Source organism: Listeria valentina (genome assembly GCF_011800755.1).
Lineage (GTDB): Bacteria > Bacillota > Bacilli > Lactobacillales > Listeriaceae > Listeria > Listeria valentina.
This window is the reverse complement of sequence record NZ_JAATJW010000014.1, coordinates 15954-35483: the sequence shown is the minus strand read 5'-3', so window position 1 is coordinate 35483 and position 19530 is coordinate 15954. Positions and strand designations below refer to the sequence as shown.

The window sequence follows — 19530 nt, the reverse complement described above, 5'->3', positions numbered from 1 at the left end:
GAGGGATCACGTATGAATCCGCTGATTGAAATGAAAAATATCACGAAAACCTATACTTTAGGTGATGAAACCTTTAAAGCGCTTGATGATGTTTCCCTTTCGGTAAATGAAGGTGATTTTCTCTCCATTGTCGGACCGTCCGGATCGGGAAAATCTACTTTGATGAACATGATCGGCTGCCTAGACGTTCCAGATGAAGGCAGTTATCATCTCGATGGCGTGGACGTTTACAAACTAAATGATAATAAACTTTCCGAGATCCGTAATAAAAAAATCGGCTTTATTTTCCAGCAATTTAACTTGCTTACGAAACTATCGGCACTTGAAAATGTAGAATTGCCGCTCATTTATGGAGGTTACAGCTTATCGAAGCGAGAAAAAATCGTGCTTGACTCCCTTAGAAAGGTCGGCCTTTCAGATAAGAAAAATAATTTGCCTACACAATTATCAGGAGGGCAGCAGCAACGTGTGGCGATCGCCCGCGCGCTATCCGCGAACCCGTCCATTTTATTAGCCGATGAACCAACTGGCGCGCTTGACTCCAAAACCGGCAAGGAAGTGATGAGCATCCTGAAAGACTTAAACAAAGCCGGAAATACCATCGTGATGATCACGCATGATCTTGAGTTAGCGAAATATGGCACGCGTAGCATCCGCATCCAAGACGGACGGCTTTATCATGAGGAGGTGGCAAATTGAGTGCACTTCAAAGCATGAAAATGGCATTTAAACAACTTCGCTCAAGCAAATTGCGTTCTTTCTTGACCATGCTTGGAATCATCATCGGAGTAGCTTCCGTCATCCTACTTGTTTCTTTAGGGAACGGTGTAACTCAAAAAGTGAACGAACAAATGGGAAGTTTAGGTTCCAATCTTGTGACCGTTATGAATAATTCAACCAACCCAAACGATAAATTCAGCTATGACGAAGCGATGAAATATCAGTCGATTGACGGTGTGAAAAGCGTGTCACCCGAACTTTCAGGCCAAGCAACAGCGACCAATGATTACCAGTCGAAAAACTTAAAAGTCATCGGAACAAATGACCAGTACAAAGGAGCAAGAAGCCTTGAGCTAGAAAACGGGCGCTTCCTTTTACCGATTGATATTGAATACGGTCAAAAAGTGGCGGTGATTGGCCCGACGGTTGCTAAAGACCTTTTTGGTTTTGCTAACCCGGTTGGGAAAACGATCCGCCTAAACGGACTCCCATATAAAGTGGTCGGAGTTCTTAAAGAAAAAGGCGCATCCATGATGGGCTCAAGCGACGATCAAGTCTTCATCCCGATCATGGCAGCGCAGCGCTTGCTTAAGGATACAAATGTCCGCACCATCTACGTAGAGGCTAAGACAGCCGAAGATATTGATTTTGTGGTGAGCACCTTAGAATCGCGCTTATCCATTAAATTCAATCAAGATACTGACGACAAATCCAAGTCAGCATCCGATACTGGGATTGAACAGCCGTATCAAGTCATCAATCAACAAGAAATCCTAAGCGCCTTTAATACGATCAGTGGCACCCTTACAACCGCTTTAGGAGCAATCGCGGCCATTTCCCTTATTGTCGGCGGAATCGGCATCATGAACATCATGCTCGTCTCTGTGAGTGAGCGAACCCGTGAAATTGGTATCCGCAAAGCGCTTGGTGCGAAAAAACGCGATATCCTCACACAATTTTTAATCGAATCGGTTGTTATCAGTGTTGTCGGAGGGATCATCGGCATCATCTTTGGAATTGCACCTGCGAATAAGGCATCTAAACTTCGTCCAATTGATGCGCTTCGATCAGAATAAGTTTTAATAAACATGCTTTAAATAAAGTGAGAACTTTATTTAAAGCATGTTATTATGTGAATGCCGAATAAAAAGAGTCGATACAAGCATATAAAACGCGATTTTTTCTAAAAAACGTAATATATATTATATACAAGTGTCTTGTCATTCAATTTTAACAATTTTGTTACATAAAAACTCAAATTCCACATTCTAATTCTTACCTTCAAAGTGTGAATTGGCTATAATTGGCTTAAAATCAATCTTTTGGAGTTTTGGAGTCGGATGATTGTGAAAAAATATGCAAAAATTTTGCATGCTATTTTGTAAAATTCTTCTTTTCAACGCTGCAAAAAAATAATTTTTTATTGTGCACAGTTTGTATGTGATTTGTCTTTTGAAGGTTGAAGGTGAGAATGAAGACTTATGTGAGCCCAGCTATTGAAATAACTGGCTTAAAAGGTACAAAGAGAAAGCAGATGTTTAGTTGAACAATTAAAAACAATTAAAAAACAATTACTATTTGTCAATAGTTTTATCACATGAAAGCCTTGAAAAAACTTAGAGTTCACAAAGTTGTCAAATTCATCTTTTTTTATTATCATATGAATATAGAAAACGAGGTGCCTGGTGAGAAAGTATGAATCTCTGTTTTCTGTAAATCAAGACTAATTTTGTTGCACAAGCAGCTAGGTTGAAAAGCTGAGCAACTAGACTTAAGGTGGTGAAGAAAATGGAAATTACAGATGTGAGATTACGTAAAGTATTGACAGATGGAAGAATGAAAGCTATTTCTTCAATCACAATTGACGGAGAATTCGTTGTACATGATATTCGTGTCATCGATGGAAATGATGGGCTTTTTGTAGCGATGCCAAGCAAGCGGACTCCTGATGGAGAATTCCGCGACATTGCGCATCCAATTAACTCGGATACACGTGCGAAAATTCAGGAAGCAGTTATTGCTGCTTATGACGTAGCAGAGGAACCAGTTGCAGTTGATGGAGGTTCTGAAAGCGAAGAAGAAGCTGCGGCAGAATAAAAGAACCCCTTTACTTAAAGAAAATGCGGCGAGATGAGGAGCAGAGAGAGATAAATTCTGTTGCCAAAAGAAAAATTGCAAACCGCGTCTTTGGTTAAGGACATTAGGGATAAGGAGTGACGAGAGAATGCAAGTAACAGATGTTAGACTTCGTCGAGTGGAAACTGACGGAAGAATGAGAGCAATTGCTTCAATCACATTAGATGAGGAATTTGTCGTACACGATATTCGTGTTATCGATGGAAACAATGGCCTTTTTGTAGCAATGCCAAGCAAACGCGGTGTTGATGGGGAATTCCGTGATATTGCACATCCAATTAATTCAGATACACGTGGTAAAATTCAAGATGTAGTTCTTGCGGAATACGAACGTGTTGGTGAAGAAGAAGCAAATGCGGCATCAGAGGAATCTGATCCAGAATCTGCTGAATAAAATGATGATTAAATACTAGGACTATCGCCTTTTTGACGATAGTCCTTTTTCGTTTCGCTCTTTTTTTAGCTGGATGGCTATGTTATAATGGAGGAAATTATTGAAGTGAGGTTCTGATGTTGCAAATGCTCCAGAAAAAGAAATTGAAGGATAAAATACTTCTTTGGGAAAGTGAACGCAAAATTTCAATTTTTATAAAGCAGCGAACAAGAACAAAATCAAATTGACTGTGCTTTCCGTGAATAGGAAGGCTTTTTTGCGTGAACAAGAGCCGTCTTGGGGTTTCTTGAAAAAAACGTGATTTTACGGTATGATTCATAGTGGTATATTAGTAATAATTGGGGGTTCTGAAAGATGACAAAACAGTATGCTGTTGTTTTGGCGGCAGGTCAAGGAACACGAATGAAATCGAAACTTTATAAAGTTTTGCACCCAGTATGTGGTAAGCCGATGGTTGAACATGTAGTGGATCAAATTAGTCGTTTAAATGTAGATAAAATCGTAACAATTGTAGGCCATGGTGCAGAAGACGTTCGTACGCATCTAGAAGGAAAAAGCGAATTCGTCAAACAAGAAGAACAACTAGGAACGGCTCATGCTGTTTTGCAAGCTGAGGAGCTTCTTGCAAATTTGGAGGGCACGACGATCGTGGTTTGTGGCGACACGCCGTTAATTGAAAGCGAAACGATTGGTGCGCTTGTTAAGTATCATAGCGAAAAACGTGCAAAAGCAACAATTTTAACAACGACGCTTGATAATCCAACTGGTTATGGTCGGATTATTCGTGATGATCTTGGCATCGTTGAAAAAATTGTTGAGCAAAAAGATGCAACGGAAAAAGAGCAACGTGTGCAGGAAATCAATACAGGAACTTATTGCTTTGATAACCGCACGTTATTTAATGCGCTCTTGAAGGTGTCGAATGATAATGCACAAGGTGAGTATTACTTGCCGGATGTTATTAAGATTCTAAAGGATGAAGATGAAGTTGTAGCCGCTTATCGGATGGCGAATTTTGAAGAATCGCTTGGTGTGAATGATCGTGTGGCGCTTGCTGAAGCTGCGCGCTTGATGCGTCACAGAATCAATGAACGGCACATGAGAAACGGTGTAACGCTCGTTGATCCAGCAAGCACATATATTGATGTAGACGTTGAAATTGGGCAGGATACGGTGGTTGAAGCTAATGTCACGCTACGTGGGAAGACGAAAATTGGATGTGACTGTGTGATTTCGAATGGCTCTGTTTTTGATGGCGCCGAAATTGGCGACCGTGTGCACGTGCGTAATTCTGAAATTGAAGATAGTAAAGTGGAAGACGATGTTGTAATCGGGCCATTTGCGCATCTTCGTCCCGGTTCGGAAATTAAAGCGGGCGTGAAAATTGGGAACTATGTAGAGACGAAAAAAGCAGTAATCGGGGAAGGTACGAAATTACCTCACTTCATTTACATGGGCGACGCTGAAGTTGGCAAGAATGTCAATGTTGGCTGTGGAACGATCTCGGTGAACTATGATGGTTTTAGCAAGTTTAAGACAAAAATTGGCGACAATGTATTTGTGGGATGCAATTCGAACCTCGTTGCGCCAGTTGAGATAGCTGACAATACGTATATCGCGGCAGGTTCTACGATTACAGAAGACGTACCAGAAGACGCACTTGCGATAGGAAGAGCGCGTCAAGTAAATAAAGCAGGCTATGTGAAAAAAATTCGCGCAAAGTACGATAAGTAAGGAAAAGGGAATCCCGGTTTCTAGCCGAGAGAATAAATTCATTTATCATTTTATAAATTAGTGGAGGCTGATTATGTCAAACGATTATTTTGATCCAAAGTTGAAAATTTTTGCACTAAACTCGAATCGTGCGTTAGCGGAAGAAATTGCGAAAGAAGTTGGGATCGAACTAGGGAAATCAAGTGTTACGCATTTCAGCGATGGTGAAATTCAAATCAATATCGAGGAAAGTATCCGTGGCTGTCACGTTTATGTAGTTCAATCAACGAGTTATCCTGTCAACCAAAATCTGATGGAGCTACTCATCATGATCGACGCATTAAAACGAGCTTCGGCAGCAACGATCAATATTGTCATGCCTTATTATGGTTACGCACGTCAAGATCGTAAAGCAAGAAGTCGTGAACCGATTACAGCTAAACTCGTAGCTAATTTAATTGAAACAGCTGGCGCGACAAGAATGATCACGCTTGATATGCATGCTCCACAAATCCAAGGGTTCTTCGATATTCCGATTGACCATTTGAATGCTGTTCGTTTACTAAGCGATTATTTCAGTAATCTTGGACTATCGAGTGAAGATATCGTTGTTGTTTCACCAGACCATGGTGGCGTAACGCGTGCGCGCAAAATGGCAGATCGTTTGAAAGCGCCGATTGCGATTATTGATAAACGTCGCCCACGTCCGAATGTGGCGGAAGTAATGAACATTGTTGGGAACGTAGAAGGTAAAGTTTGTATCTTGATTGATGACATCATCGACACAGCAGGGACGATTACACTTGCGGCCAATGCGCTTCGAGAAAGCGGCGCAACACGCGTTTTCGCTTCTTGTACGCATCCTGTACTTTCAGGTCCGGCGATGGAACGAATCAGTAATTCTCCAATCGAGAAATTGGTTGTAACAAACTCAATTGCAATGCCAGAAGATAAATGGATTGATAAAATGGAACAACTTTCGGTTGCGCCGTTACTAGGCGAAGCGATCGTCCGCGTTCATGAAAATGAATCGGTGAGTTCGTTGTTTGAATAAATAAAGGCGATCTTTTAAGATGGCTGTTGAGAAGAGCTGTAAACAAAGTTTTAATTGCTTTGTTTGCGGCTCTTTTATTTTGTCTTGCTATAAATTTATAGCGATTAAATCAGCTGTAGAGGAAGTCTTTTACTGAGAGCCTACAATGTTAGCAACTGAATATAAGTTTACTTTTTTAAAAATAAAGAGGTTTAAATATAAATTTCATCAAAAAGTGAACGTTAATTCACACTAAATGATAAAAATGTGATAAAAACGAAACAAAGTGTCATTAATTTAAAAATTGCTTGAGTTAAAATAGTGAAAGTATAGTAATCTGAGAGTTTTCACAGTGATAGTAGTTGACTGTGAAAATAGAGGGGGGGGATGCTATGAAAAAGTGGCTAAATCTATTCATCGGTTGTATAAGTTTGTTGGTAATGGGTATATTGATACTGAATTTTTCCAAGGTTTTTGCCGAAAATGAGGCCTTTGACTCGCTACTTATTTCTTCAAATGTTGAAAAAGCAACGCTAAATTCTTCGTTTGAAGTTACTATACAAGATAAAACCAACGAGTCTGAAAAAGTTTATCTCCCGATAAGCGAGGGGCTGGAATTTCAGGGACTAAAACAAGGGGATGCTGTGATAAAAAGGGATTTAGATAATAATCAGTTAATGATAGAGTGGAAAAATGACGAAAAACATGAAGTTGTTTTAAGGTTTAAAGCCTTAAATCTCGGAGCAATAGTTTTGCAAGCATTCGATGATAAGCATAATACTTCTGATGCTGTTTCAGTTTTGGTTCAAAAAGAGCAGAGAAAATCTGTGTCTAACCAACTTTCTAATCGGATGGCTGGTTCCATACTTGATGGACTTACTCCTTTTGCTCAATCTCCATATGGGACTGTGATGGATGCAAAAGGACAATATGTATCGGGAAAGCCCGTTCAAAAAGCAAAAACGGTTATCCCGCTTATTCACTACGGGGCGCAGTCTGCTGCAAAAGATATAACTCTAAATGGGTCTGCGATAGCAGTTCCTTCTATAAACAAAAGGTTTGCTGAAGGAGATATTTTAAAAGTTAATAACATAGGTTATTATCAAGGGCGACCATGCGTTCTAGCTATTAAGGTTCTCTCGCCAGGAGCTATTATGGATGTCTACAGTAATTTTCCAATGACTATAAGTAGTGCGCGTGATGGATCCAGAGATCCAGCTGATCCGCTAGAATTTAATATTGAAATCTGGATTGAAGATGCTAGTGGAAATGCAATAAGAGATCCAGAAGTTAATGCACTGCTTCCTCTGAAAATCAAGGTGCCAAAATTAAACAATGGAGAAAATCGAAACGTTGTTACTTTGCTTTCAAAAAGAGCTGATATTACAAATGTTTTTGTGCGGGATGCTTCGCTGTCGGGAAGTGGTCAATCATATTTGGATGCTTTTGGAGGAAACTATCAATTGCTTGGAAGAGAGTGGTCAGATATGAATTATAATATTCTTTATAACACCTCTCAACATTTATATTTTTCCGCTAGTTTAAAAGATAATGAGGGGAATGTAGTTCCTTATAAATATCAGGTAGATTTCTTGAAGAATCATCGATTATTTTCATCTTCTAGTAATGACATGATTCTGCCGCTTCCATATTCCGCTCCGACCACGGAAGAAGAAAAAAATGAGGAGACGTTTCAAGCGAAATTTAATATTGGTCAGACGTTGCTTGCTCAGAATTCGTCTTTTTACCCAAACTCACTTTCGGTTAATTTTACGATGGGAGATTTAATTAAAGCTAATACTAATGCTTTATACCCTATTCAAGTCAAAGATACGAATAAAAAATCTGTACTGGTAAGTAAAGCTTTTCAAACGAGCTCTAATACAGTTAGTATGACGATTTCAAAATCCACCTTATCACAGCTTGCAAACAATCAACTTTCGATTACAGGGAGCCTTGCTCTAAATACTGAAGCCCCAGATTTGATTAATACGTTTCAATCGGACGGTTTTTTCCATATTCCGATTGAAGTATCGAACAGCGATCAACCAGATTTAAAAACACAAGGAGAAACCTTAGTTAAGATGCCTTCACCAACGGGTTCACCAATTTCTCAAGTGGTATCTCTCTATTCGAGTTCGGATGAATTAAATCCAGCTGAACTAGTAACGGATTTAAAAAGTATTTTGCCACAAGACAAAGTAAAAGTTGTAGGCATTAAAGAATCGAAGAAGTTTGAACAGCTTGGAAATACGTCGGTTGATGTGTTGATAGAGAGTGAACTTACGCATGTGCAAGGAGTTGTTACAGTTCCTGTAGAAGTTGAAACTGGAAATTTAAAATTTGATAATGTACCACAAAGTATAGATTTTGGAATGATTCCAATTCGCTCGGATATTCAAAGTGTTCCAGTCAAGAAAACGATTAATGATTTAGCGATTCGAGAAACACGATATTTAGGAAAGTGGGAACTCGGCGTTACAGCTAACGAGGCTTTAACTGGGCAAGGGAATAAAAAGACGCTGGGAAGATTGTTTTATCTTTCAAATGATGGGAAATGGCCATTGACAAACAAACTTCAAATTGTGGAAAGTGGGGGCTATACGGGGCGTAAGCAACCGTTAAATGTTTCTAAAACATGGGGTGAAACAAAAGGGTTGATTTTAGAAATTAATCCGGGAGAAGCTCTTCGTGGGGACTATCAAGGTGAAGTGACTTGGACTTTACGTGATGTGCCAATATAACTGTTAAGTAGATGCGAAGAAAGTGAAATTTATTTTCAAAAAATCTCCCAGTTCTTCTATTCATCAGGAAGAACTGGGAGATTTTAAATTTAATCAATCACAACGGCTGTACCAGAAGCTGTGACCATCAGCATGCCGTTGTCAGAGCCGAGGACTTCGTAATCGATGTCGACGCCGATAACGGCATTTGCACCAAGATCTGCAGCTCGTGCTTCCATTTCTGCGATCGCTTCTTCTCGTGCATTGATCAGTTCTTGTTCATAACCTTCAGAACGGCCGCCGAAGAAGTTTCTTAACCCAGCTCCGATGTCTTTCATGAAATTGACGCCTGTAATTACTTCACCGAATACGATTCTTTTATACTCGATAATTTGTTTACCTTCTACATTTGGGGATGTTGTTGTAATCATTGGAAAACCTCCTTTTCCTCAAGTGTACTTGGGTTTCGACTATTCGTCAAAAATGAATCTCATTTTGATCGTTCTTTTTAAGTAATTTCTGATTCGTGTTTTCCATATATTGGTATAAAATCAGCTCCATGATCGCTATTGTAGAAATTCGTGAAGTCATATCGAGATTGTTGATTTCGATTTCATCTGTGAAAATATATAAGTTGATGTCGCTCATGTTCTGGATAATATTGTTGTCGGCGCAAGTAATTGAAATAAGTAGAGGCGAATCTTTACGTGCTTTCAGTCGCTGCGCTGTTTGAACAAGCTCGATGTCGTGTCCGGCGTAAGTTAAGATGAAAACCATATCTTCAGTGCTGATGTGCGGTAAAATGGCTTGACGGTACTGGTAATCCTCGGGGAATTCGACCAAAAAGCCGTTCATCGTATAGAGGTATTTGACGTATTCAGCGGCGTGCTTGCTTAAACCTTTGGCGAAAAAGTAAATCCGAGGTTTTTGTTCAAGCTTGGTTGTGATTTGTTCTAATTTGGAAGGCTCTAGGACTCGAACCGATTCGATGATATTTTTTAAATATTCTTCACGGTAATCCTTCTGTTTAACGACAAAAGGAGGAGATTGAATGTCGGGTTTTCTGGATTCTGTAAATTTTAAAACAGTTGTAAATTCACTGTAGCCTGTGAATCCGAGTTTGCGTACGAAACGCAGGAAAGTAGTGGTAGAAACAAAACATTCTGCAGATACTTCCCGAATGCTCTGGTTTTTGATGCGTTTCATGTTCTTAACAACGTAGTCGAATAAGATCCGTTCATTTCTTGTTAAGTTTGTGATGGACCTGCTAGCGATTTCAAAAAAGTCCATAAATTCCATCCTTTCCATGTGACGTATTGAACGATTTCCCGTAAATTGTATCATATATTTGAGGTTCGATAAACTCCGAAAAAACAACAAAAAAAGCGAAACTTAAGCTTGGAAAGCCAAAGTTTCGCTTTTGCTTTTATCAATCAGCAGTAATTACAGTTCCCGATCCATTTGTAAGGAAGTTCTCGATATTTTCTAGCGATGTAATAACAGCGCGACTTCCAGGACGGCTTTTGACAAATTCAATTGCTGCTTCGATTTTAGGAAGCATGCTCCCTTCAGCAAACTGCTTTTCTGCTTTCCATTTTTCAAGTTCAGAAACAGTAACCTGTTCCAATTTTTCTTGGCTCGGTTGATTGAAATTCACAAAAACATGATCAACCCCTGTTAGAATAACAAATAAGTCGGCTTCCACCATTTCGGCAAGGCGCAGGGAAGCAAAATCTTTATCAATGACCGCTTCAACGCCAGTGAATTCGCCATCTTTTTCGACAACAGAAATACCTCCGCCGCCAGCCGAGACCGTAACGACACCGTCTTCAACCAATTTTTTAATCGCTTCATGTTCCTTGATATAAAGCGGCTTTGGCGATGGAACGACTTTGCGATAACCGCGCCCAGCATCTTCGACAAATGTCGCGCCCGTTTTTTTCACTTCGAGATCGGCCTCTTCTTTGGAAAGAAACGGACCAATAGGTTTCGTCGGGCGAGAAAACGCAGGATCGTCTTTATCCACGATGACTTGCGTAACAAGCGACACAGTTTCCTTTGTCATTTTACGCTTAGCAAAAGCGTTATCAAGTGAATTTTGTAACCAGTAACCAATGCTACCTTGAGTCATTGCAACACAAGAATCGAGTGGCATAGCTGGGTTTTTCACGGAATCACTTTTCTGCTGCTGGATGAGCAAGTTACCAACTTGAGGCCCATTACCATGGGAAACAATTAATTCATCCCCATTTGCTACAAATTGAACAAGATGCTCTGCCGTTTGATCTAACGCTTTTTGTTGCGCATGGGCGCTAGCATCATCCGAAAGAATGGCATTCCCGCCAAGCGCAACAACAACTTTTCTATTTTTCATAAAAACTCCCTCGCAATCATCCTTTAGGAACTTGTTGAGTAATGCAGTGGATATTTCCTCCACCGAGTAAGATTTCACGTGCTGGAACGCCCACTACTTCGCGATCTGGATATAGTTTTGCAAGCGTTTCGCGCGCCAAGTCATCATGTGGGTCACCAAATAGTGGGAAAACAATCCCGCCATTTGCTGCATAATAATTGATATAACTTGCCGCAAGACGGTCGCCTGCTTCACGAGGAAGAGTCCCATCCACAGCATCAACGCCGCGACTTTCTTCTTCCGTAATCAAGATAGGCTTCGGAACAAGAAGTTTATGCACTTTCAATTTGCGCCCCCTTGCATCCGTTTCGCTTTCCAAAATATCAAGGCATTCCTTCGAAATTTCATATTGCGGATCCGTCGTATCATCCGTCCAAGCAAGCGCCACTTCGCCAGGTGCAACATAGTTCAAAATGTTATCCACGTGACCATTTGTTTCATCCAAATAAATCCCACGTTTCAACCAAATGATCTTTTCGAGATTCAAATATTCCTTTAAAATTTGTTCGATTTGTGCTTTTGAAAGCTCAGGATTGCGGCCTTCTGAAAGCAAGCATTCTTCCGTTGTAATCAGCGTGCCTTCACCATCTACATGGATGGAGCCGCCTTCAAGGACGAAGTTTTCCAAGCGGTAGCGGTCGGCAGATTCGAGTTCGGCCACTTTTTGTGCCACTTGATCGTCTTTATCCCAAGGGAAATAAAGCCCGTCAACAAGTCCGCCCCAAGCGTTGAAAGTCCAATCCACGGCGCGGATTTCTTCCTTATCGTTTTTCACAAAAGTAGGTCCGCAGTCGCGAATCCAGGAGTCGTTGTTGTCAATTTCAACCGTTTGCACATAATCAGGCAACATATGACGAGCGTTGCTATATTGTGTAGAAGAAACGCCTACCGTTACAGGTTCGAATTTGGCAATCGCTGTTGCGACCGCTGTAAATGCGTCTTGCGCAGGTTTAGCGCCGTTACGCCAGTTATCTGGACGTTCGGGCCAAAGCAAGTAACAACCGCGATGTGCTTCAAATTCGCCGGGCATTCTAAATCCATCTTTTCTAGGAGAACTATCTAAAGTTTTCAATCTTTTTCATCCTTTCTATTTTCCTTCCGTTTACCTGCCATGTGAATACAAATTTCACCCACAATAAAGGCGGCGACAGCCCCGATTAAAATAGGGATTTTTTCATTCAGTTCAGCAGCGGAACCGTTTAGTGGCACAGCTGAGAAGATCAGTGTAATCACAAGAAGTGCAACAGGAACGTACGTAAATAAATGCAAGAGTACTTTTCCGCCAAATACTTTGAATGGACGAGGTCTGTCTGGATCGATTTTCCGAAGTTTTAAGAAAGCTGGGAACATCATAATGTAGGAAGCAAGAAGCGCGACCACATTTAGCGCAAAGAACGCCCAGAAAATATTTTCATTTGGAATGAGTGGTGCAACAATGATGAGCGCTGATGCGACAACACCGTTTAAGATGCTTGCGCCGATCGGCATTTCGTTTTTCTTATTTTGGATGCCAAATACGCGTGGCAAGTCGTGATTTTTAGCTGCATACATTGCGACATAGTTGACGCCAAGCGCCCACGAAATCAAATTGGCAATCAAAGTGTACATAAACATGATTCCGATGACAATAACAAACGGATTGAGTTTGCCGACAAGCATAATGAAGCTGTCGATCATGCCACCCGATGTAGATAGTTGTGACGTTGGGATCGCAGCGCCCATTCCGAATGCTGCAAATAAGTAAAAGAATGCAATTAAGATACCACCGATGATAATGGCTTGTGGAATTTGTTTCTTTGGATTTTCCATGTCGCCAGCAAGCGTTGTGACAACTTCGAATCCAAGGAAGTTAAATAAGATAATCGAGATGAAAGACAAACTATTCAAGTCGAAACTTGGCAAGAGCGCCTTTCCAGAAAAGTCATTGGCAAGTCCTTTTGTGACAGCGAAGTAAACGCCAAGAATGCCAAGGCTCAACATGATGAATACTTTACAAAAAGCTGCTAAGTTTAAAATCCATTTGCTATCGCTGACTGGGTAACAACTGATGAGCACAACGACCCAAACGAATAATAGTTGAATCAAGATGGAAACTGGCGTGCTAAGATGTAGCTTGAAAATTTGTGTAGCTACTTCCATGAATAGCACAGCGAGGCTTGCCATCCAGATTGGATAGTTGATCCAGTAGAGCCAAGCAACACGGCCGCCCCATCTATTTCCAAATGCCCGTTTCACCCAGTCGTAGATGCCGCCTTCGTCATCGTAAGTGGTTCCTAGCTCAGCGGAGATGAGTCCGTAAGGGAGGAAGAACAAAATGAGCAAAGCGATCCACCAGAAAAATTGGGAGGAGCCAATTGCGGCAGCTGGAGCAGCTGATTCGACGACTAAGATCACGCAGACAGCCATGAGAACAGCATCAAACAAACGAAACTTTTTCTTTTTCAAAAAAACCCACTTCCTCTTTTAATGGGAAGAAGAAAAATTCTTCTTCTCGGATGGTTTGCTAGTTGTGCTTAGTCAACGTAATTTCTAAGAAGTTTTTGGATATCAGCATCGAATTTTGTGCAAGTTGCTTCTTCAGCGTAGTTCAAATAAGGTTTAAGGAAGTAAACAAGAAGTGAACGCATAGCTGTTAAGCGGTTTTCTGCTTCGTCAAGGACAATTGAAAATGGTGCGTCAAGCACTTCGTCAGTCACTTCTTCACCACGTGTTGCTGGTAAGCAGTGCATAAATTTAACATGAGGAGCTGCTTTTTTCACTAAATCCATATTGACTTGGTATTTCGGATAGAAGACTTTCATTCTTTCTTCTTCAGAAAGTTCAGCTTCATAAAGGCCATACCACACATCGGTATAAATGAAGTCAGCGTCTTTAAGTGCTTCGTCAGCGTCTTCTGTGACAAGTACACTACCGCCGGAAAGTTCGCAGTTTTTACGTCCAATTTCAAGATGGTGTTCTTTAAGTTGGAAGCCTTTTGGTCCGAATTGGACGAAATCCATGCCAAGTTTGGTAGCCATAAACATGGTTGAAGCACAAACTTGTGTAGCATCGCCAACAAAGACGATTTTGCAGTCTTCAATTCGTTTACCTTCAGGCAAATGTTCAATCATTGTAATTGCATCCCCAAGTTCTTGCGTTGGGTGGTTATAATCACTCATTCCATTAATAACAGGAATTGTTGCATCTTTAGCGAGAGCGACAACGGTTTCGTGACGTTCAACGCGTGCCATTAGGATATCAACAAGACGAGATAGAACGCGAGCTGTATCGCCGACGCTTTCGTGTCCGCCGAGTTGGATTTGACCCGGAGCGAGATACTGAGCATGTCCGCCGAGTTGTGTCATCGCCGTTTCAAAGGAAACACGAGTCCGAGTGGAAGATTGTTCAAAAATCATGCCAAGCGATTTATTGCGTAAAATAGGTGGATAATAGCCATTTTTAATCGCTTCTTTTAGTTTTAATGCTAAATCAATTAAGTATACAACTTCTTCTTTTGTAAAATCATTCGTGTCAATGTAGTCTCTTTTTTTAATCATTCGTTTTCACCTCAAAAATAAGTTTGGGAATCGCACGGGCATACTCGAGTATTTCTTTGCCACAGCAACATCATAGTATATGCCCGTTTGTTTGAAAATGCTTTTTAAAGCTTTAAAAACGAAGGAAAAAAGATTGTAACCTGTTACATTTTGGGTAACAAAGAAACAAAAAGCACACTCGAAAGCGTGAAGTTCTGTTTTGGCAGGAAAATGGAGTGAGGCTACACTAATTTGTAAAATAATACACTGTATTTCACGAAGCAGAAACGTATTGGTTTATGATACACTAGTGATTTCTTGCTAAAAAAGCATCTGAAAAGGGCTAAGGTAAAAGGATTTTCTTTCGATACACTATATTGGCACGGAACTTGCTATATATTATTTAGGCGAAGTTGCGATCAAAATGGAAGCGGTAAAACTTTTTGTTGCGCGGCTTTAGTAGAAGGATTTGAAAACTTGAAAGGGGGCGGTGAAAAAAGGGAGAGCCGTCTTCTGAGCAGGAAGCTATCTGAAACTAACTAGCTCGCCTGTTTGGAAAAATAAATTGAACTTTTTAGGAGGTAAAAAAATGGTAGGAATTATCCTCGCGACCCATGGGGAATTTGCTGCAGGGATCTTACAATCTGGTTCCATGATTTTCGGAGAACAAGAAAATGTTAAAGCCATTACTTTGATGCCGAATGAAGGCCCAGATGATGTTAGAGCGAAAATGGAAGAAGCCATTTCCAGCTTTGACAATCAAGATGAAGTACTATTCTTAGTTGATCTTTGGGGAGGTACTCCATTTAACCAAGCAAATAACCTATTTGAAGACCACAAAGATAAATGGGCAATCGTGGCAGGGCTTAACCTTCCGATGCTGATCGAAGCTTATGCTTCTCGCTTTACGATGGAATCAGCGCAAGAAATTGCTGCGCATATTATCGAAACAGGTAAAGAAGGTATCCGTATCAAACCGGAAGAACTTGAACCGAAACAAGAAACGGCTGGAGGAGCTTCGGCTGATGCACAACCAAAAGAAGCGCTTGCGCCTGGAACAGTTGTTGGCGACGGAAAAATTAAATTCGTTTTAGCGCGGATTGACTCTCGTTTGCTTCATGGTCAAGTTGCAACGGCTTGGACAAAATCAACACTTCCAAACCGAATCATCGTTGTATCAGATGCAGTTTCAAAAGATGATCTTCGTAAAAAACTAATTGAACAAGCTGCGCCTCCAGGTGTTAAAGCGAATGTTATTCCAATTAGTAAGATGATCGAAATCGCGAAAGATCCACGTTTTGGAAACACAAAAGCACTCTTGCTGTTTGAAAATCCAGAAGATGTGTTGCGTGTTGTCGAAGGTGGCGTTGATATTGAAGAAGTGAACGTCGGATCGCTTGCACACTCCGTAGGGAAAGTCGTTGTAAGTAAAGTTCTTTCGATGGGACAAGAAGACGTTGATGCTTTCAAGAAACTGAAAGAAAAAGGTATTAAATTCGATGTTCGTAAAGTTCCAAATGATTCAAGTGGAAACATTGATGAACTTTTGCAAAAAGCAGAAACAGAATTGAAAAAGCAATAGAAGTAACGTAAATAAAAAAGTAGGAGGTCAATTATGACTATAATATCAATGATTTTAGTAATAGTTGTTGCCTTTCTTGCGGGGATCGAAGGAATTTTGGATGAATTTCAATTCCATCAACCGCTTGTGGCATGTACGCTAATTGGTTTAGTAACTGGTAACCTAACTGCGGGAATCATTCTTGGTGGAACACTTCAAATGATCGCGCTTGGTTGGGCAAACATTGGAGCAGCTGTAGCTCCCGATGCGGCACTTGCGTCCGTTGCGTCAGCAATTATTTTAGTATTAGGCGGACAAGGTGTTAGCGGGATTCCTTCGGCAATCGCTATTGCGATCCCACTTGCAGTAGCAGGTCTTTTCTTAACAATGATCGTTCGTACATTAGCTGTTCCGATCGTTCACTTGATGGACGGAGCGGCAGAAAAAGGGAACATTCGTAGAATTGAATGGCTTCACGTTGGAGCTGTATGTATGCAAGGTTTGCGTATCGCGATTCCTGCTGCAGCACTTCTTTTCATTCCAGCACATACTGTACAATCGTTCCTAGAATCTATGCCAGCTTGGTTAACAGATGGTATGGCAATTGGTGGGGGCATGGTCGTAGCCGTTGGTTATGCACTTGTTATTAACATGATGGCAACAAAAGAAGTTTGGCCATTCTTCATCCTCGGCTTCGTACTTGCAGCAATTTCTGAACTTACACTTATCGCGCTAGGAGCAATCGGTGTCGCACTTGCACTCATTTATCTACAACTTTCCAAAATGGGTGGTAACTCAAATGGCGGCGGCGGCGGAAGCAGTTCCAATGATCCGCTCGGCGACATACTAAACGATTATTAATCTGGAAAAAAGGAGGAAAAGAAAATGGCAGAAGAAAAAATTGAATTAACGAAACGAGATCGTCTGAAAGTCGCTTGGCGTTCCACGTTTATCCAAGGATCTTGGAACTATGAACGTATGCAAAATGGCGGCTGGGCATTCTCAATGATTCCAGCAATTAAAAAATTATATAAATCAAAAGAAGATCGTTCTGCGGCGTTAAAACGTCACCTTGAATTCTTTAATACTCACCCATATATTGCTTCTCCTATTCTTGGGGTAACATTAGCACTGGAAGAAGATCGTGCAAAAGGTGCTCCAGTTGATGATGTAGCAATCCAAGGGGTTAAAGTTGGTATGATGGGACCACTTGCCGGTGTTGGTGACCCTGTATTCTGGTTTACTGTTCGTCCGATGCTTGGTGCGCTAGGAGCTTCGCTTGCTATGAGTGGAAACATCCTTGGGCCAATCATTTTCTTCGTTGCATGGAACATTATCCGTTGGGGATTCATGTGGTATACACAAGAATTTGCTTATAAAGCTGGTTCTAAAATTACAGAAGACCTTTCTGGTGGTTTACTACAAAATATCACAAAAGGTGCATCGATACTTGGTATGTTCGTGCTCGCCGGGCTTGTTGAAAGGTGGGTTTCAATCAAGTTTATGCCGGTTATCTCTAAAGTTAAATTAGATGATGGAGCGTATATTGATTGGGATAAACTTCCAAAAGGTGCTGCAGGAATTCAAAAAGCCCTTGAACAGCAAGACGCTGGTTTATCGCTCACAAAAGTCAAGGTTACAACCTTGCAAGATAACTTGGATAATTTGATCCCTGGACTTGTTCCGCTACTTCTTACATTCTTATGTATGTGGTTGCTTAGAAAGAAAGTCAGCCCGATCATCATTATCCTCGGTCTATTCGTTGTCGGTATCGGCGGACACGTAATCGGACTTCTATAAGAAACTTTCGGCGGGTATTCTGCTTGAAAAATGTAGAAGCTCGCGTTGAGCGGTTGGTGATTAGTTGCATCAGCCGCTTTTTTATTGGCTTCTCGAAGAAAGAAACGTATAATGAAATGAATAAGTAATAAGAAATGGAGCGAGGCTAATTGGTTCAATCGATTAATACGAAAGTCGACTTAACGGAGGATGCCACTGCATTTACCGGACTAACAGATTACGGAAAAATCATGATTGGCGACAAAGGATTTGAATTTTTCAATTCGCGAGATGTGCGTAAATTCATTCAAATTCCTTGGGAAGAAGTGGATCAGGTTATCGTTTCAGTGATGCTGAAAGGAAAATGGATTCCCCGCTTTGCGATCAAAACAAAGCGCAACGGCACCTATACGTTTTCAGCCAAGAAACCGAAACCAGTACTTCGTGCGATTCGAGTATATGTCGATCCGGCTAATATGGTTCCTTCGCAAAGCTTTTTTGATGTTATTAAACGAGCTTTTCGGTCTAAATTTAAGAAGAAAAAATAAAAAGACACAAAAAAACAGACCAAAAATTTTGGCCTGTTTTTTTGTGGGTAAAATTTAAATTTCTTTCATTGCATCATCAAGTACTTTTTTCAGTGTATCTGCAGAAGCTTTCATTTTCGCTTGTTCTTCTTCGGTTAATTTCATTTCCACAATGTGGCGCACGCCGCGACGGTTAACAACGGCTGGAGCACCGATATAGATATCGTTCAAGTTGTAATGACCATCTAGGTAAACAGAAAGAGGCAAAATCGCATTTTCGTTGTTTAAGATAGCTTGTGTAATACGTGCAAGCGCAGCAGCGATTCCGTAGAATGTAGCGCCTTTTTTGTTAATGATTTCATAGGCAGCATCACGAACGCTTTCAAAAATTGTATCCATGGCACCTTGTTCGTCTTCTTTGATCCATTCGGAGATTGGAAGGCCACCAACAGTTGTATGGCTCCAAGCTGGGAATTCAGTGTCTCCATGTTCACCAAGAATGTATCCGTGCACGTTTCTTGCATCGACTTTAACATAGTCAGCAATCGAAGAACGGAAACGAGCTGTATCTAAACTTGTTCCAGAACCAATAACGCGTTCTTTTGGAAGTCCAGAGAATTTCCAAGTTGCGTAAGTTAAAATATCTACTGGGTTTGAAGCGATTAAGAAGATGCCGTCAAAGCCGCTTGCCATGACTTCATCAATAATCCCCTTCATGATTTTGATGTTACGGTTTACTAAGTCAAGACGAGTTTCGCCAGGTTTTTGCGCAGTACCAGCTGTGATAACAATTAGATCGGCATCGCCGCAATCGCTATAATTAGCGGAATAGATTTTCTTCGGTGTAGAAAATGGAACAGCGTGACTCAGGTCAATAGCATCTCCGATCGTTCTGTCTTTATCGATATCGATGATACCAAATTCTTGCCCAATTCCAAGGTTAACGCATGCAAATGCATAACTAGAACCTACAGCGCCGTCACCAATCAAGATAATTTTTTGGTGGTCTTTAATCA

The 19530-nt window shown here is 40.9% G+C and carries 18 protein-coding genes; 11 read left to right on the top strand and 7 right to left on the bottom strand.

Annotation, left to right across the window (positions count from 1 at the left end; genetic code table 11):
* Positions 1 to 12 precede the first annotated feature (12 nt).
* The 7 genes from HCK02_RS05485 (at position 13) to HCK02_RS05455 (ending at position 8740) form a co-directional block, all read left to right on the top strand.
* Positions 13 to 699 carry an ABC transporter ATP-binding protein gene (locus HCK02_RS05485; RefSeq protein ID WP_167629096.1) on the top strand — a complete coding sequence of 229 codons (687 nt, stop codon included), beginning with the start codon at positions 13 to 15 and terminating at the stop codon, positions 697 to 699.
* The gene (locus HCK02_RS05480; RefSeq protein ID WP_167629095.1) at positions 696 to 1796 is read left to right on the top strand and encodes an ABC transporter permease; all 1101 of its coding nucleotides are present in this window, start codon (positions 696 to 698) and stop codon (positions 1794 to 1796) included. Before HCK02_RS05485 ends, HCK02_RS05480 begins: the two co-directional genes overlap by 4 nt.
* A gap of 712 nt (positions 1797 to 2508) precedes the next feature.
* Positions 2509 to 2817 carry a septation regulator SpoVG gene (gene spoVG / locus HCK02_RS05475; protein ID WP_167629094.1) on the top strand — a complete coding sequence of 103 codons (309 nt, stop codon included), beginning with the start codon at positions 2509 to 2511 and terminating at the stop codon, positions 2815 to 2817.
* 127 nt (positions 2818 to 2944) lie between these two features.
* On the top strand, positions 2945 to 3250 hold the full coding sequence (gene spoVG, locus HCK02_RS05470) for a septation regulator SpoVG (protein ID WP_115753376.1): 306 nt from the start codon (positions 2945 to 2947) through the stop codon (positions 3248 to 3250).
* Positions 3251 to 3604: 354 nt separating this feature from the next.
* Complete coding sequence (glmU, locus tag HCK02_RS05465; RefSeq protein WP_167629093.1) at positions 3605 to 4984, top strand: bifunctional UDP-N-acetylglucosamine diphosphorylase/glucosamine-1-phosphate N-acetyltransferase GlmU; 1380 nt, start codon at positions 3605 to 3607, stop codon at positions 4982 to 4984.
* Positions 4985 to 5057: 73 nt separating this feature from the next.
* Positions 5058 to 6017, top strand: a complete 960-nt coding sequence (locus HCK02_RS05460) for a ribose-phosphate diphosphokinase (RefSeq protein WP_115753374.1) — start codon at positions 5058 to 5060, stop codon at positions 6015 to 6017.
* A 371-nt stretch (positions 6018 to 6388) separates the two neighbouring features.
* Complete coding sequence (locus tag HCK02_RS05455; protein ID WP_167629092.1) at positions 6389 to 8740, top strand: hypothetical protein; 2352 nt, start codon at positions 6389 to 6391, stop codon at positions 8738 to 8740.
* Positions 8741 to 8829: 89 nt separating this feature from the next.
* Here the strand turns inward: HCK02_RS05455 and HCK02_RS05450 are convergent, their stop codons facing one another.
* From HCK02_RS05450 to ptcA, 6 genes are all read right to left on the bottom strand, one after another.
* Positions 8830 to 9150 (bottom strand): putative heavy metal-binding protein, encoded by a 321-nt coding sequence (locus tag HCK02_RS05450; protein ID WP_167629091.1) that lies wholly within the window; start codon positions 9148 to 9150, stop codon positions 8830 to 8832.
* Positions 9151 to 9196: 46 nt separating this feature from the next.
* The gene (locus tag HCK02_RS05445) at positions 9197 to 10009 is read right to left on the bottom strand and encodes a MurR/RpiR family transcriptional regulator (RefSeq protein WP_167629090.1); all 813 of its coding nucleotides are present in this window, start codon (positions 10007 to 10009) and stop codon (positions 9197 to 9199) included.
* A 139-nt stretch (positions 10010 to 10148) separates the two neighbouring features.
* Positions 10149 to 11093, bottom strand: a complete 945-nt coding sequence (gene arcC / locus HCK02_RS05440) for a carbamate kinase (RefSeq protein WP_167629089.1) — start codon at positions 11091 to 11093, stop codon at positions 10149 to 10151.
* A 16-nt stretch (positions 11094 to 11109) separates the two neighbouring features.
* A complete protein-coding gene (gene aguA, locus HCK02_RS05435; protein WP_167629088.1) occupies positions 11110 to 12204 on the bottom strand; it encodes an agmatine deiminase in 1095 nt (364 codons plus the stop codon).
* Complete coding sequence (locus HCK02_RS05430; protein WP_167629087.1) at positions 12201 to 13577, bottom strand: APC family permease; 1377 nt, start codon at positions 13575 to 13577, stop codon at positions 12201 to 12203. Before HCK02_RS05430 ends, aguA begins: the two co-directional genes overlap by 4 nt.
* A gap of 68 nt (positions 13578 to 13645) precedes the next feature.
* Positions 13646 to 14668, bottom strand: a complete 1023-nt coding sequence (gene ptcA, locus HCK02_RS05425) for a putrescine carbamoyltransferase (protein WP_167629086.1) — start codon at positions 14666 to 14668, stop codon at positions 13646 to 13648.
* A gap of 568 nt (positions 14669 to 15236) precedes the next feature.
* Between ptcA and HCK02_RS05420 the strand changes: the two genes are divergently transcribed.
* The 4 genes from HCK02_RS05420 (at position 15237) to HCK02_RS05405 (ending at position 18535) form a co-directional block, all read left to right on the top strand.
* A complete protein-coding gene (locus tag HCK02_RS05420) occupies positions 15237 to 16229 on the top strand; it encodes a mannose/fructose/sorbose PTS transporter subunit IIA (protein ID WP_167629085.1) in 993 nt (330 codons plus the stop codon).
* Between the two features lie 33 nt (positions 16230 to 16262).
* A complete protein-coding gene (locus tag HCK02_RS05415; protein ID WP_167629084.1) occupies positions 16263 to 17069 on the top strand; it encodes a PTS mannose/fructose/sorbose transporter subunit IIC in 807 nt (268 codons plus the stop codon).
* Between the two features lie 24 nt (positions 17070 to 17093).
* The gene (locus tag HCK02_RS05410; RefSeq protein ID WP_167629083.1) at positions 17094 to 18008 is read left to right on the top strand and encodes a PTS system mannose/fructose/sorbose family transporter subunit IID; all 915 of its coding nucleotides are present in this window, start codon (positions 17094 to 17096) and stop codon (positions 18006 to 18008) included.
* 149 nt (positions 18009 to 18157) lie between these two features.
* Positions 18158 to 18535 carry a DUF956 family protein gene (locus HCK02_RS05405; RefSeq protein ID WP_167629082.1) on the top strand — a complete coding sequence of 126 codons (378 nt, stop codon included), beginning with the start codon at positions 18158 to 18160 and terminating at the stop codon, positions 18533 to 18535.
* A 54-nt stretch (positions 18536 to 18589) separates the two neighbouring features.
* On the opposite strand, the gene HCK02_RS05400 is transcribed toward HCK02_RS05405, so the two are convergent.
* Entirely contained in the window at positions 18590 to 19528 is a 939-nt protein-coding gene (locus HCK02_RS05400; RefSeq protein ID WP_167629105.1) for an L-lactate dehydrogenase, read from the bottom strand.
* Between the last annotated feature and the right edge of the window lie 2 nt (positions 19529 to 19530).

What these genes read in the sequence shown, in the direction of transcription:
- HCK02_RS05485 (WP_167629096.1), top strand. Translation starts at nt 13, where the DNA reads ATGAATCCGCTGATTGAAATGAAAAATATCACGAAAACCTATACTTTA.
- spoVG (WP_167629094.1), top strand. Translation starts at nt 2,509, where the DNA reads ATGGAAATTACAGATGTGAGATTACGTAAAGTATTGACAGATGGAAGA.
- spoVG (WP_115753376.1), top strand. Translation starts at nt 2,945, where the DNA reads ATGCAAGTAACAGATGTTAGACTTCGTCGAGTGGAAACTGACGGAAGA.
- glmU (WP_167629093.1), top strand. Translation starts at nt 3,605, where the DNA reads ATGACAAAACAGTATGCTGTTGTTTTGGCGGCAGGTCAAGGAACACGA.
- HCK02_RS05460 (WP_115753374.1), top strand. Translation starts at nt 5,058, where the DNA reads ATGTCAAACGATTATTTTGATCCAAAGTTGAAAATTTTTGCACTAAAC.
- HCK02_RS05455 (WP_167629092.1), top strand. Translation starts at nt 6,389, where the DNA reads ATGAAAAAGTGGCTAAATCTATTCATCGGTTGTATAAGTTTGTTGGTA.
- HCK02_RS05450 (WP_167629091.1), bottom strand. Translation starts at nt 9,150, where the DNA reads ATGATTACAACAACATCCCCAAATGTAGAAGGTAAACAAATTATCGAG.
- HCK02_RS05445 (WP_167629090.1), bottom strand. Translation starts at nt 10,009, where the DNA reads ATGGACTTTTTTGAAATCGCTAGCAGGTCCATCACAAACTTAACAAGA.
- arcC (WP_167629089.1), bottom strand. Translation starts at nt 11,093, where the DNA reads ATGAAAAATAGAAAAGTTGTTGTTGCGCTTGGCGGGAATGCCATTCTT.
- ptcA (WP_167629086.1), bottom strand. Translation starts at nt 14,668, where the DNA reads ATGATTAAAAAAAGAGACTACATTGACACGAATGATTTTACAAAAGAA.
- HCK02_RS05420 (WP_167629085.1), top strand. Translation starts at nt 15,237, where the DNA reads ATGGTAGGAATTATCCTCGCGACCCATGGGGAATTTGCTGCAGGGATC.
- HCK02_RS05415 (WP_167629084.1), top strand. Translation starts at nt 16,263, where the DNA reads ATGACTATAATATCAATGATTTTAGTAATAGTTGTTGCCTTTCTTGCG.
- HCK02_RS05410 (WP_167629083.1), top strand. Translation starts at nt 17,094, where the DNA reads ATGGCAGAAGAAAAAATTGAATTAACGAAACGAGATCGTCTGAAAGTC.